The organism is Anaerohalosphaera lusitana (genome assembly GCF_002007645.1).
Taxonomy (GTDB): domain Bacteria; phylum Planctomycetota; class Phycisphaerae; order Sedimentisphaerales; family Anaerohalosphaeraceae; genus Anaerohalosphaera; species Anaerohalosphaera lusitana.
Window position 1 is genome coordinate 1,966,784 of record NZ_CP019791.1, and the last position, 13,824, is coordinate 1,980,607.

A 13,824-nucleotide genomic window follows, 5' to 3' on the forward strand; every position below is an offset into this window, starting at 1 on the left:
GTTGCCTACTTGATGTTCCGAATAGAAATTTGTATTGCAATTTGGTTTTTGTTTTGTTAGTATTACGAACAGCGAAGTGAAGAGTTAATTAAGCGTATGAGTGTTAGATCTTATAAAGCATTTCAATTTATGGGTCTGGGAGGACCCGGGGGAGAGCATCTTTGCTCGCAGTTTTATTTTCGTTTTGCTGAAAGGTATAGCACCGGTCGGCAAATTTAAAGCAAGAGTGTGTTTTTGAGAGTGACTTTGTGGAGCTGAAATTAAAGCGCCTTTGTTCAAGGTTACAAACTATCCGCGCAGAATAAGTCGTTTCTAAATTCAGGATTTCGTGACTGGTGAACGTCTACAGGCTCACAGGCTATGTTAGGTCTGTGGTAGCTGTATACCTAATGTGAAGTGTATTAATATTTTATTTCAAGGAGACACTGATGAAAAAGATTAGTTTGGTGTTGATTTTGCTTGTCGCCGTAACAGGTATGGTGCAGGCGGAGCAACGGTCAATTAGCGTCAACTATTGTAACATGTCCGGAGGCTGGGGCTATCATGACCACGTCATGGCTTCCAGTGACCCGTATGCAGGTTATGAGAATGAGCCGAACCAGGTTCCGCACATTCTGGCGACGACCGGATGGAACGAGTATGCCAATCCTGGTAACGGCGACACGTTTGCTGTGAATGACCATGCGGGTAATGCTACTGGTGCTACGCTGATCGTTCAGAGTGATTTCGACTGGCACACCAGTTGGTATCAGAACATTGACAGTACATATCCCGACCTTACTGAGCGTCAGAGAAACGCTCTGAGATTGGTGGTTGGCTTCCAGGGTCATAACGGAGGAAGCTACAGTGAGCCGGCTCCTCTTTCTACTATCGAAAGAGTGCCTTACGGCAAGTACCACGTGGTCACTTACATGAACCCAAATATCGAAGATGATGCTCAGCAAATGAGAGTAGGCGGCCAGGAGTATTTTTATCTTGCAGAGCATGCCGATACGCTGAAGGCACGTCTGCAGGCCGGCGTCGAGACTTACATTCCCGCTGCTGATATGACGGGTCCTGCTTCAGAGCGTGCGAACGTTGCTCTGTTCACGGATCTGACCGATCCTCAGATGCAGATACTGTTCGAGACTCCATCTAACAGTGGTATCAGTGCATTCCAGGTCATTGCGGCTGAAGAGGGTGTCGATGTTTCGACTGCACCTTCACCTGCAACAAACAGCGTTGCTGTTCCGATCACCGAAACACTGAGCTGGACAGCACCTGCGAACTACACACCAACCAGCTATGACATCTATATCGGAGAGTACGGCGATCCAAACTGGGCCGTGGCTCCGGCAGCTGCAGGGCTTACTGACACAACTTATGATCCTGTAGATTTTGATTACAACAAGAACTATGTATGGCGTGTAGACTCTACTGCTCCGGACGGCACGGTTCACACAGGTGACCTGTGGTACTTCCAGGCAGAAGGCGATCCGCTGATCGAGGTTCAGCCTCGTTCGATCGCAGTACCAGTCGGCGGAGACTCTTTCTTCGAGATCCAGTCTATTCTGACTGACACTTACACATGGTACTACAGTACCGATGCTGCTGTCGACACACTTGACGATGATATCGAGCTGCAGTCCGGTCCTTCGAATGTTCTGAACATTGAGAATTACCAGGAAGCAGATGCGGGTTATTACTATTGTGTTCTGACCAATAACATTGCTGGTACCAATGCAGTTGCCAGTGCAGTTGCTTCGCTGGAGACAGGTAAGCTCGAAGCTTACTATCCATTTGACGGCGATCCAAATGATGCAACATCAGCAGGTTGGGATCTGCTGGCAGGTGATACAGATGATACTAATATCACCAACAGCTATGAGTCTGGTGCCATTGGCGATGCTATACGCTTTGGTCGTGATACGGCTGATACGCTTTACATTCCCGGAAGTGAAGAATACTTCAACTTCTTCACTAAGGGCTTCAGCATCAGCTTCTGGGTCAAGCCTGACGACTATGCGAATACGAATGGTTACATGACCTATATTGCAAAGCGCAGCGGCGACACAGGCTGGAACATGTTTGACACTGCGTTTTATTCTGGCCAGGGCTTCGTTGCCAATATCTATCCGCTCGGATTCAATACCGATACAGGCAGGCTCGACGATGGTCAGTGGCACCTGGTTACGTGCACCTATGATGCAGCCACTCAGACTCTGCGTGCATACGTAGACGGTGAGGAAGACGGCGGACCATCTGTTGGTACAGGTATCGCGCCAAGTACCCAGGCTGTGACGTTCGGTTCTTACTACAAGACCGGCACAGGCGGCTGGGGCTACAACGGCCTTATCGATGATGTAAAGATCTACAATTATCCGCTCGATAATTTTGAGATCGCAAAGCAGTACACGACTGTATTCACAGATGCCAGCATTTGTGCTGAAGATCTGCCATACGACTTTGACGGTGACTGCCAGGTAGGTCTCTCAGACTTTGCAGTGTTCGCACAGTCGTGGATGGAATGTAATCTGGTCCCTGACTGCAACTAAGTTGTCTTTCAGGAATTCTAAAGAAAAGACTAATAATTTTTTGGAGATAATTCATGGGTAAGAAAATTTTACCAGTGATTATAATTATGGTGCTCGCGGTTAGCAGCTTTTCGCACGCTGACCTGGTCGCCTACTGGTCACTCGATGACGGTTCCGGAAGCACCGCGGTTGACGATTCAGGTAACGGTGCAGATGGTGTTCTGGCTGGCCCGACATGGTCAACAAGCGGCATCCGAGGCGGCGCACTTCAGTTTGACGGCGTTGACGACGAAGTTGAGGTTCCCGCTAATGGATCAATGGGCGGTGAGATCGACTTCACAGTTTCTGCATGGATCAAGACAAGTGCAGCTAAAGAGCAGGCAATCGTTTTCCAGCGTGATGAGAGCGGCTGGACCCGTCAGTATCAGTTGAACATGACTGATACGGGCGCAGTTCGTTTCTATCAGTATGACTACTGGGCAGGCGCAGACGATTCAATCACTACGACGGCGACTTTCAACGATGGCCAATGGCACAGTGTCGTCGGTGTTGCACAGGGCGAAACAATGACCATATATGTTGACGGTGTCGAGGAAGCAACCGGCGCCAGAACTGCCGGTAAGATGCTCGACAGCAGCATAAAGGTTTCGCTTGGTCGCGATATTCGTGATGACAATAAGGCTTTCGAAGGTATGATCGACGAAGTTGTTATCCTCAGCGAAGCGGCGACGGCTGACATGCTTGCGGCTCTGTCCGGCGATGCGGCTCTGCCTTTCCTGCCTGCTTCAGGCAAGGATCAGATGCCTGCCACAGTAACACTGGAATGGGCAGCTCCTATCAATGTTTCTGCTAATGGGTATGACGTTTATGTCGGTACTGATGCTGGTTCGCTTGCATCTGTTGTTAGCAATACACAGGCGCAGAGCTATGAGCTGAGTGGGCTGGCACTAGGACAGGGTTACGTCTGGAGAGTTGACGCTGTAACCAGTGCCGGTACTGTTACCGGTCCGACAGCAAGCTTCACTACACGTCCTGCTGAACCGGTAATCACTACTCAGCCTACCTCGAATCTGGTCGCTGAAGGTGAAACTGCTGAATTCAGCGTGGAAGCTCTGTACGCGACTTCATACCAGTGGTACAAAGACGGTGTCGCGATTTCGGGCGAGACGGCTTCGACTCTGACTGTCGCAGGTGCAACTCTCGCTGATGAGGGTGCTTACACCTGTGAGATGACCAGTGACGAGAGCACGACTATCGTGACGACTGACCCTGTCAAGCTGGTCATCGAGAAAATGGTGGCTTACTATCCGTTCGAGAACAGCCTTGCAGATGCTACGACGCTTGGTAATGACGCAACTTACACCGGCGCAGCAGCTTCTTACGTAGCTGGTATCGACGGTCAGGCTGTCCAGCTTACAGTTGATCCTGAACACATTATTCTGCCTTCAACTGTACTGGATGAGTTCGGAACTGAATTTGCTAAGCCATATACGGTTTCATTCTGGGCACGCACAGATGCAGTAGCACAGCCCACCTACACAGGTCTGTTCTACAGCAACAGTGACGGCTGGGACTTCCAGATCGACTTTGATGGTTCGGGCAACTACGGTTACAATACCGGCACAATCGTGGCCGGTCCTGCAAGCACCGACTGGGTACTTGTTACTGCAGTATGTGACGGCAGCGGCACAACGATGTACTACAATGGTGTAGCAGCCAATTCAGGCGGCAACGTAGACACCGATCTCGGTGAGTTCGGCATTGGTGCTAATCGTGCCGGCGACCTGTTCTTCGAGGGTGAGATCGACGATTTCAGAATGTACAACTATGCTCTCGGTGCTGTCGATGTAGCTACTCTCTACACTGACATTACCGGCACCAGTGTCTGCACCGAAGAAATCCAGATGGACTTCAACGGCGACTGCATTGTAGATATGGCAGACCTCATGGAGATCATGAGCACCTGGATGGATTGTAATATCGTTCCGGATTGCACCAACTAAGCAGTAAAACTGCATAATTGGTAGTTTACAGGCGGAGCAGCTTAAATGCTGTTCCGCCTTTTTGATTGGGCCGCGAGTAGAAGATTTTGCCGGTCAAATGTCATTTTGCAGCATGACAGGAGAGATCGCCTCTATTATAATGTGAGTTTTGCTGATGTCTGAAATGGGGGTGTTTTATGGATGCACGGCTGCGCTTACTTGGAAGGACCTTTCTAAGGGGTTTGGTCGCGATATTGCCGATCGCTGTGACAATAGTGATCCTGGTCTGGCTTGGGGATAAGGCTGAGGCGATACTTGGCGCCTTTATAAAGTTTCTGATCCCGAATGAGTGGTACATTCCAGGCATGGGGGTGATAGCGGGTATACTTGTAGTTCTTGCGGTGGGGGCGTTGCTGAAGATGTGGATAGTGCGCCGAGCCTTCGCATACAGCGAAACGCTGATGGTCCGTGTTCCGCTGGTAAGGCTTGTTTACGGCTCGGTGAGGGATCTTACCAGTTTTTTTGATAAGAGCAAAAAGCGGGAATTCAACAAAGCAGTGCTGGTTACCCTGTCTGAGGGTGAGGTTCAGACGATAGGATTTGTTACCAGAGAGGATTTTACCGGCATGCCGGAAGAAATCTCGGCAGGTGATAAGGTTACGGTCTATATCCCCTGGAGTTACCAGGTGGGCGGCTTCCATCTGCTTGTGCCCAAATCACGCGTTCAACCGATCGATCTGAGTGTAGATAGGGCCATGCGGTTTGCCGTGACCGCGGGGGTTTCTATGAGCGAAGAGAACCATGAGGACCGATTTGAAAAGATCGCCTCTAGTGAGCCTGGAGACGAGGGTTGAATTCTTGCATATTCCAAAATGACATGCCAGGGGTGGTTTACTGCTCAGATTCTGATTGAGATCCTGATTTTACTCTATCAAATCGCATTTTTTTTGAAAAAGTATGTTACATATTTTTCACATGAACGTCTTTTATTACAGCAGGACCAATGATTGGTAGATTACATGTCATCCTCCTTTGCAGGGCCGGCCTTGCTTGATCGCGGGCCGGTCCTCTTTATAGGCGGATGGTTCTTTCAAAAAATATAGAAAACTGCAGTTTTCTGCGGAATTAGGAGTCAAAAACACGCCCGGAGCGGCATTTACTTGTAGAGGATGTTTAGTTTGCCTTCTGCAAGCTGATTTTTCTGGAATCATGTTCACACTCATCCTGAGACGGGTTCAGGGTTTTGGCTCCGAATCTGGCTCAATTTTGTATGCCCACTAAAAAGTGTTCACACTCTTCACTCAGCCGGGTCCTGACGTCAGTTGGGATCTGGCCTTTTTTGTGCGCGGAGCAAATTGTCCTACGTTGCCGAGGTCGAATGAACTGAAAAAACTAGATATGCCGTGCAATTACAAGTTTTTCTGTAACATTCAGGCTTCAAAGGCGTCTAAGTAGTACAAACACTCTTCATCATAGTCTGTTCACCCTCCTATAGAGCCAGGGTTCGGCGTAATGCTGAACTCTGGCTTGCTTTTTTGGTATGAAGTGAGTGAGTTCTGGTTTTTTTGCTGTTTCTCAGGCGGATTCTTTGGCGTTATTGGCTTTGTGCTGCATATCCAGTTTCCAGATATGCTTCTGGGTACGATAAACAACTAAAACAACGCCCAGCCAGAAAAGGGCAAAGATGTAGGGCAGGGCGACAGAAATAAGTTCGGTCCCGGCAAATGCGATAATCGTGTTGATGATTATAAATGCCAGTCTGAGCTCGGTTGGGCCGGTTCTGAGATAGGTTATTTTGAATTCGCCGGTGGCTCCGAAGGCAAGGAAGGAGTTGACCATGAGACAGCCTATGGCAGGGACCAGGAACCACATAAGAAGGTTATTGGTGCCTTCAAATAGGAATGTCCAGCCGATGAAAACTGCGGACATGAACACGAAATCGAGGAAATGGTCCATATAGAAGCCCCATTTTAGCAGTCCGGTGTCCCGATATCGGCCAATTGCCCCGTCGAAGGCGTCTGTAAACCACTGCAAAAACAGCATAAACGAAGACAAATGCAGCCAAAGATGGCTAAAAGTGCCTGCTAAATAGCCAAAGATGATCACGCCGGCGGACCAGGGGATGGTCATTAATGTCAGGTGATAGGTTTCCAGAAAGCGTGGGAATCTAGGCGTGAGGAAGTCGACAAAGCGTTTTTCCGGCTTCGCCAGCAGGGACTTCATCGGGGCCTTTTTATTACCAGTAAACTCTTTTTTGGTCATGCTATTCCTGGATTGTCTGACAGGTTTCTCGGCGGTATGCGGCTATTTGGGCCCGTCTTTGCTTATACCGTAGTTTTCCTGGAAATGTTTTTCCGCCAGTCTGGCAGTGTAGAAGAAGACGACGCCGAGCAGGATATCGATAAAGCCCACGCCGAGCAATACAAGCAAGACAACCATGATATGCTCATGATCAGGTCTTGCAAAATAGAGTAATAGGCCTATAAGTATGGCCAGAAAACCTGAAATGGTGGCCGCGTAGCCCAGTATTTTAGCTTTTGTTGGGTTGAATTCCTTAGCCATTGATCGCCTCTGTGGTTTTTAAGTTTGCCAGACCATGTGTTTTTGCCGGGCCTTAATATTTTGTTTACTTAAGTTGGAAGTGATGATAGATTATGTCTTCCGTTTTGTCAACTTTTTGAGTTCGCAAGCCTGAGCTGTTTCAGGGTTGTATAGCTGTTGATTGTTGGCAGGACTATCGGTGAGTGAGTAAAAGAGTGTTCATTTCAACTTGGTAAGGGGCAATATGGGCAACAGTTTGAAAAAAATCGTTACTTTGATCGTTTTCGGTACAGTTTTCAGTGTCCTGCTGATGGGCTGTGCAGGTGAGAGGGCAGAGGAGAGCTTCAGTTTTGAAAACCCGGGCGGGATGTGGATGCCGGGACAGTTGGCTGAGCAGAAGGAAACTCTCGAAAAGCTGGGCGTTGAAAACCCGGAGAAGTTTACGGACCTGGAAAGCTATCCTCTGGGTGCGATTGTTTGGCTTGGCGGCTGCAGCGCTTCTTTTGTTTCACCCGACGGGCTGATAATCACCAATCATCACTGCGTCCGGAGTATGCTGCAGTACAACAGTACTCCTGAGAATAACTATCTGGAGAATGGATTTTACGCGTCATCGCTGGAGGATGAGATCAGTGGTGGTCCGGGCCGGCATGTCTGGGTTGCAAGGGACATTATCGATGTGACCGAGAAGGTGCGGTCCGGCGTCGAGAAGATCGACGATCCAAAGGAGCGTCATGATGAGATACAGCGACGGATCACGCGGATCATAAATAACTGCGATGATCCGGAGCAGGGGATCAGGTGTCGGGTCAGGTCCTTTTTCGGCGGAGAGAAATATTATCTCTTCAAGCAGTTTGAGATAAAAGATGTTCGGCTGGTATACGCTCCTGCGATGAGCGTGGGTTATTACGGCGGTGCGGTAGATAACTGGCACTGGCCGAGACATACGGGTGACTTCTCTTTCCTGCGTGCATATGTTGGACCTGACGGCGAGAGTGCTGAATATTCGGAAGACAACGTGCCTTACAAGCCGGAGTATCACCTGCGGGTGGCGGATGAGCCGCTCAGCGAGGGGGATTTTGTGATGGTGGCTGGGTATCCGGGCTGGACGAACAGGCTGAGCACGGCAGGCGAGATGAGAAGGGCGGTGCAGAAGGTTTTCCCGTGGCGCATAAAGACGCTCAAGGAGGTTCTGGTCGTTCTGGAAGAGCTTGCTGAGGTCGATGAGGAACTGGCGATCAAGGTCAACGGTTCCATTTTCGGAACGAAAAACTATCTGCAGCTTACAGAGGGCATCGCGGCCAGTATAGCTAAGGCGGATCTGCTGGAAGAGAAGCTGATGAAGCAGGCGAAAATGGAAGCCTGGATCGATGCAGATGCTGATCGCCGGGCGAAATGGGGCGATACCGTTGAAGAGCTTGCAGCGGTCAATCACGCCTATTCGGAGACGCTGCTGCGTGATATGGCGGTGGGAGATCTGATGGGCAGGGTAGATATGGTCGACAGTGCTTATACGATCCTGAGGATGGCTGAGGAACAGGAGAAGCCCGACGAGGAACGCGACAGCAAGTTTCAGGAACGCAACTGGGAGCGTCTGATCCAGGGTACGAAGAGGATGCAGAAGAATTATGATAGACGCATCGACAAGGCCCTGATGAAGTTCTATGTGGGCAAGGTAATGGAGCTTGAAGATGACGACGCTGAGCCGGTTATGCGGGCGCTGTTCGGTGATGCGGAGATAAGCCTTGCAGAAGCGGCAGAGGCTGTCGAAGAGTTGTACTCCGGTGAGATTGAGATCGAGGATCCGGAGGTTCGTGTCGACCTGCTGAAGAATGCCACGGTTGCCGATCTCAAGAAAATGGATGATCCGTTTATCAAGCTGGCTTTGCGGATAAGACCATTGCTGAAGATCAAGCAGGAGAAGGACGAGGCTTATGACGGCATCATGGCGGTGCTGAGGCCCGAGTACATAAAAGCGTTCAAGGCGTGGGAAGACGAGCCTGTCGCGCCTGATGCCAATGGTACACTGCGTGTGACATACGGCACGATCAGGGGCTATCGACCTGAACCTGATGCACCGATGTACGAACCGTTTACCAAGCTGAGCGGTGTTGTGGCCAAGAATACGGGAGAGGATCCGTTCGACTCGCCTGAAGAATTGCTGGATGCAGCCAAGGCCGAGAAGTACGGGCCTTATGTGAATCCTGCATTGGGAGAGGTATCCGTCAATTATATTTCGGATCTGGATATAACCGGGGGCAACAGCGGGTCGGCTACGCTCAACAACAAGGGTGAGCTGATCGGTCTTGTTTTCGACGGTAATCATGAGTCGGTCGGCAGTAACTGGGTGTTCATGCCTGACGTTACCAGGGCCATTCACGTTGACATCGATTATGCTCTGTGGATCATGGATTACGTCGATCAGGCTTACAGGGTGATCGAGGAGCTGGGAGTGGAACCGGCTACTAAATAGCGGTGGTTTTTGACTATGCATTTACAGGGAGAATGGCTGTGAAAAGCTGTTCTCCCTTTTTAGTGGCTCAATGCGAATAATGAAAGGCATCAAGTTGGGCGAATCGGGGCGAATGCTACCGTGAAGCTGAAATCTGCTGGTCGGCCCATTTGAGCCAGGCATCTGCGCCTTGCTGGCGGAAAAGCGTGAATGATGTGTCCGCAGCCAGGTGGTGCAGCAGTTTTTTACGCTGCTGGGCAGTCAGGTCGCTGGTGATCACTTTTTGTCTGGCGGATTCGAGTACTTCCAGAAACGCTCCGTGATCGGGAGTGATGATGCTTTCGAGTTTGCGTCTTAGCCGGCCCGCGTAGGCGGGACACTTGCCTGATGTTCCGATAGATATGGTCAGGTCGCCGTGATTGATGACGGCTGGGACATAGAAATCGCAAAGGTGGGGGACGTCGACTACATTGCAGAGCACGTTTCGGGCTCGGCAGTCGTTGTAAATACGGGTATTGAGCTCGCTGTCGTCGGTGGCAGCTATGGCGAGTGTTGCATCGTCAAGGTATTCAGGGGAATAATCGCCTTCGATCCTTTCGAGCTGGATATGCTTGCATATATCGTTGAATTCTGCCGAATATTCCCTGGCGACGACCAGTATCGAGGCACCTGCACGGCTTAACGCCTGGGCCTTACGGGCCGCGACCTGGCCGGCACCTACGACAAGTGCCTTTTTGTTACAAAGATTCAGATATATTGGATAAGTTGGCATGGCGGTCAGTATAACGGCGGCGAGCCGGGCGAGCCAGTGATTTTCGGAGAAGTTGAGGGTTGCGACCGAAGTCAGAGGCAATAATTTTAGGTTCAAGGGAAGATAACTTGACTGTAGATGGCGTTAAGTTATTATCCCACAATGATTAACAAGTACAAAAAGCGTTCAAAAATTTCGGAGGCCAAATTCCGGCAGATCGTAAAGCTGTTCGCCCTGGATATCGAGGCCACCAAAATTGCTGAGCTGACTGGTCTTTCGAGAAAGACCATCAACACGATTCTTTACAAAATTCGAATACGGATCGCCGAATACTGTCAGCAGCAAAGTCCGTTTGACGTCGGCGAGATTGAGATCGACGAAAGCTATTTCGGAGCCCGAAGGGTGCGTGGCGTTCGAGGCCGTGGTGCTAAGGGCAAGCACATTGTCTTCGGCCTGATAAAACGCGGCGGTAAGGTCTACACGCAGGTGGTCAGAAACTGCTCTAAAAGCACGCTGATGCCCATTATAAAGCAAAAGGTTGATAAGGATTCGATCGTGTACACCGATGGTTTCAAAACCTATGACGGCCTGGTTGACTTTGGCTACAAGAAGCACTATCGCGTCAAACATGGAGAGAACGAATTTGCTGAAGGTCACAATCACATTAACGGAATTGAGAACTTCTGGGCGATTGCCAAAGGTCGGCTCAACAAGTTTCGAGGAATCAGCAAAGGTACCTTTGCTCTGCACCTGAAAGAATGTGAATTTAGATTTAACCATCGACACGATAACCTGTACAAGTTACTGTTAAAAATACTCAGAAAGAACCCAATTTAATCCAAGTTATCTTCCCTTGAACCTAATTTTATATTATTTGCGTTTTATCTGCAAAAATTCGGGCCATATCTGCCTAAGTATTACGCGGAAAGCATTATTTTTGGGACATATTAGTGAGAGGTGTTTAAGGATGCATAATAAAGCAAAACAGGACGGCGGTTTCACACTTATAGAGTTGCTGGTTGTCATAGCAATAATTGCATTGCTGCTGAGCATAATGATGCCTGCGCTTGGTATGGTCAAGCAGAAGGCAAAGATGGTGCTTTGCAAGAACAATCAGCGGCAATTGCTGATCGGGGCCAATGCTTATGCATCTGCAAACGGAAATAAGTTTCCTCCAACTGTTGCAGCTACAGGAAGGCCCAATGTGATCAACAGGCCGCAGGATGGAAAGTCGGCAGGGGAGTATCTGTATACTTATATTAAGGATGCTTCAGTATATAACTGTCCGATGACCGGGTTTGACGCCGACGAAAAGATCACTATGCCGAGCGGTGATACTTATTCGTATCAGGAGCTTTATGAGAACCCAGAAATTGCTCAGCAGAATAGCTATGAGATCGAGTGCCAATATGCCTTGCTGTGGAATTATGAGGCGTTTCAGCGGGAACCAGTTTTCATTGGTCCGGGGCCGAAAAGTAAGAATAAACTGCTTATTTGTGACACTTTCATGTATACCGGCGCTCTAGCTTTGGGTAAGAATCCACAGAATCAAAACAAATGGGCCTGTTCCCATCCGTTTGATACTGGCACTAAGGATAAAACTGCCGACGTCGCCTTTTTCATTGGCTCAGGTGATGTAGACGATATCAATACGGACAACGCTCTTCGTAAAATAAAAATGAACGCGGGCTATACCGACGGGCATGTAGAGGTTTATGAGGGTAGCGAAACGGTTAGGCAGCAGGTTTACGGCGCATGGGCAAAGACATTTATTCCTGAAAAATGGAAGTAGCAGACATTTCAGTATGAATATGAAAAGCCGTCCAAAGTTTTTGGACGGCTTTTTTCATAGGTGAAGACGTGTTTTTGTCTGTACCAGTAAAAGTTAGTTTTCTACTGCAATGCCGTAATCTGCGGTCAGTTCGGGCAGGCGGTCTTTTGGTATTCCCATGAAGATGTTCACTTTGCCTTCATTTGGTTGTGGTTTGCCTGGGGTGGATCGGCCTTTATCGGCATATTTTTGCAACAGATTCGTGAGGCGTTTGACCACGTCGGGATGTTGTGGTGCGAGGTTTTCTCTTTCACTGATGTCTTTTGTGAGATCGTATAGCTGGACCGGAGGTGCGTCTTCGGGTGCTCTGCCGGGCCTGGGTGCGGACCAGCCGCCTGAGCCGGGGCAGAGTTCGAGTTTCCATTTTCCCTGACGGATCGAGAAGGAGCCGTTTATTGAATGGTGCACGGTCGCTTCGCGGATTGGCTGGGGTGCTTTGCCGAGCAGTGCGGGCAGGATCGAGACGGAGTCCTCGCCTTCGGAATCGGTAAGTTCTTCGCCGAGGATGTCAGCACATGTTGCCATCAGGTCTGTAAGGCAGGTGATCTGGTCGGTGTCTGTGTCCGGCTTGATCGCTGCGGGCCACTGGGCGATGAATGGGATCCTGTGGCCGCCCTCGTATATGTCGGCTTTGTGGCCTCGGAAGACCCATGAGGGGTCGTGACCAGCCTTTTCGAGCTGTTTGTAGTTGGCCTGGGGTGAGCAACCGTTGTCACTGGTGAAGATCACGAGTGTATTCTCGGTAAGGCCGTTGCGTTCGAGAGCATCCAGCACCTGTCCCACGGTGTGGTCGGTCTGCATGACGAAGTCCGCATAGGGATTGATGCCTGATCTTCCCTTGAACTCGTCGGTGGGCACTATTGGTGTGTGCGGTGCAGGGAGGGGGAAGTACAGGAAGAACGGATCATCCTGCTTTGCTCTGTCGTCTATGTAATCTACAGCTTTGCGGGTGAGCTTGGGGAGGACATCGACGAATTCGAAGTCGTCACCGATAGGGCCCGCACGCCAGAAGGCAGGACTTGGTGAAGCCTTGGTTCTTTTGATGGGTATGGCAGTCGGCGTTTTGTCGTTTAGATATATATATGGGGGCATGTCCAGCGAGGCTGAGATGCCGAAGAAGTGGTCGAAGCCGATATCGACAGGTCCGCCTGAAATCGGTTTTGAATAGTCTATCTGTTTGGGGTTGTCTTCCTTTTTTGGCCAGTTCCAGCCCAGGTGCCATTTGCCTATGCAGGCGGAATGGTAGCCGTGTTGTTTGAGGTAGGATGGGACCGTTGTTCGATCTTTTGGTATGAGCGGTTTAGAGTAGCCGCCAAGTACGCCGCGTTTGAGTCGGGACCGGAAGCTGTACCGACCGGTCAGTATGCCGTAGCGGGTGGGGGTGCAGACGGCCGAGCCAGAGTGAGCGTCGGTGAAGCGGATGCCATTCTGAGCTATGCGGTCGATGTTCGGGGTTTTTATCTTTGATTCGGGGTTCAGGCAGCCGACATCGCCATAACCGAGGTCATCTGCGAGGATGTAGACTATGTTCGGTCTTCGGCTGGAATTGCCGAACTGGAGAGCTGAAGTGCATCCGGGCAGGCTAAGGGCCGTTGTGACGAGGCCGGCGGATTTGAGGAAGTTCCTGCGAGTAAGACTCAAATTGATCATAAGTCGCTCCTGAAAAAGATTACTATAGTGATGAAATTTTAGTTTGGGCAAATGTTTTCGTCAAGTTGTGGTTGATGTTTGTTGGTTTTTGAGTCGCAAATGAT

The 13,824-nt window shown here is 49.9% G+C and carries 10 protein-coding genes; 6 read left to right on the forward strand and 4 right to left on the reverse strand.

From position 1 onward, the window contains the following. Positions 1-428: 428 nt before the first annotated feature. From STSP2_RS08050 to STSP2_RS08060, 3 genes are all read left to right on the forward strand, one after another. Entirely contained in the window at positions 429-2,534 is a 2,106-nt protein-coding gene (locus STSP2_RS08050; protein ID WP_146661549.1) for a LamG-like jellyroll fold domain-containing protein, read from the forward strand. Positions 2,535-2,587: 53 nt separating this feature from the next. Next, entirely contained in the window at positions 2,588-4,516 is a 1,929-nt protein-coding gene (locus STSP2_RS08055; protein WP_146661551.1) for a LamG-like jellyroll fold domain-containing protein, read from the forward strand. Between the two features lie 176 nt (positions 4,517-4,692). Beyond that, on the forward strand, positions 4,693-5,349 hold the full coding sequence (locus STSP2_RS08060) for a DUF502 domain-containing protein (RefSeq protein WP_146661552.1): 657 nt from the start codon (positions 4,693-4,695) through the stop codon (positions 5,347-5,349). A gap of 721 nt (positions 5,350-6,070) precedes the next feature. Here the strand turns inward: STSP2_RS08060 and STSP2_RS08065 are convergent. Both STSP2_RS08065 and STSP2_RS08070 read right to left on the reverse strand, forming a co-directional pair. Continuing rightward, complete coding sequence (locus STSP2_RS08065; RefSeq protein ID WP_146661554.1) at positions 6,071-6,757, reverse strand: CDP-alcohol phosphatidyltransferase family protein; 687 nt, start codon at positions 6,755-6,757, stop codon at positions 6,071-6,073. A gap of 42 nt (positions 6,758-6,799) precedes the next feature. Next, positions 6,800-7,057, reverse strand: a complete 258-nt coding sequence (locus STSP2_RS08070) for a hypothetical protein (protein WP_146661556.1) — start codon at positions 7,055-7,057, stop codon at positions 6,800-6,802. A 235-nt stretch (positions 7,058-7,292) separates the two neighbouring features. On the opposite strand from STSP2_RS08070, the gene STSP2_RS08075 reads away from it, so the two are divergent. Beyond that, positions 7,293-9,509 (forward strand): S46 family peptidase, encoded by a 2,217-nt coding sequence (locus STSP2_RS08075; protein ID WP_205848038.1) that lies wholly within the window; start codon positions 7,293-7,295, stop codon positions 9,507-9,509. Between the two features lie 115 nt (positions 9,510-9,624). Here the strand turns inward: STSP2_RS08075 and STSP2_RS08080 are convergent, their stop codons facing one another. Next, the gene (locus STSP2_RS08080) at positions 9,625-10,356 is read right to left on the reverse strand and encodes a precorrin-2 dehydrogenase/sirohydrochlorin ferrochelatase family protein (protein ID WP_169853076.1); all 732 of its coding nucleotides are present in this window, start codon (positions 10,354-10,356) and stop codon (positions 9,625-9,627) included. Between the two features lie 45 nt (positions 10,357-10,401). Between STSP2_RS08080 and STSP2_RS08085 the strand changes: the two genes are divergently transcribed. Together STSP2_RS08085 and STSP2_RS08090 are read left to right on the forward strand one after the other, a co-directional pair. Then, positions 10,402-11,076, forward strand: a complete 675-nt coding sequence (locus STSP2_RS08085) for an IS1595 family transposase (RefSeq protein ID WP_146661561.1) — start codon at positions 10,402-10,404, stop codon at positions 11,074-11,076. 130 nt (positions 11,077-11,206) lie between these two features. Next, on the forward strand, positions 11,207-12,031 hold the full coding sequence (locus STSP2_RS08090) for a type II secretion system protein (RefSeq protein WP_146661564.1): 825 nt from the start codon (positions 11,207-11,209) through the stop codon (positions 12,029-12,031). 93 nt (positions 12,032-12,124) lie between these two features. Here the strand turns inward: STSP2_RS08090 and STSP2_RS08095 are convergent, their stop codons facing one another. Then, positions 12,125-13,720: a sulfatase-like hydrolase/transferase gene (locus STSP2_RS08095; protein ID WP_146661567.1), complete on the reverse strand. Its 1,596-nt coding sequence runs from the start codon at positions 13,718-13,720 to the stop codon at positions 12,125-12,127. Positions 13,721-13,824: the final 104 nt, after the last annotated feature.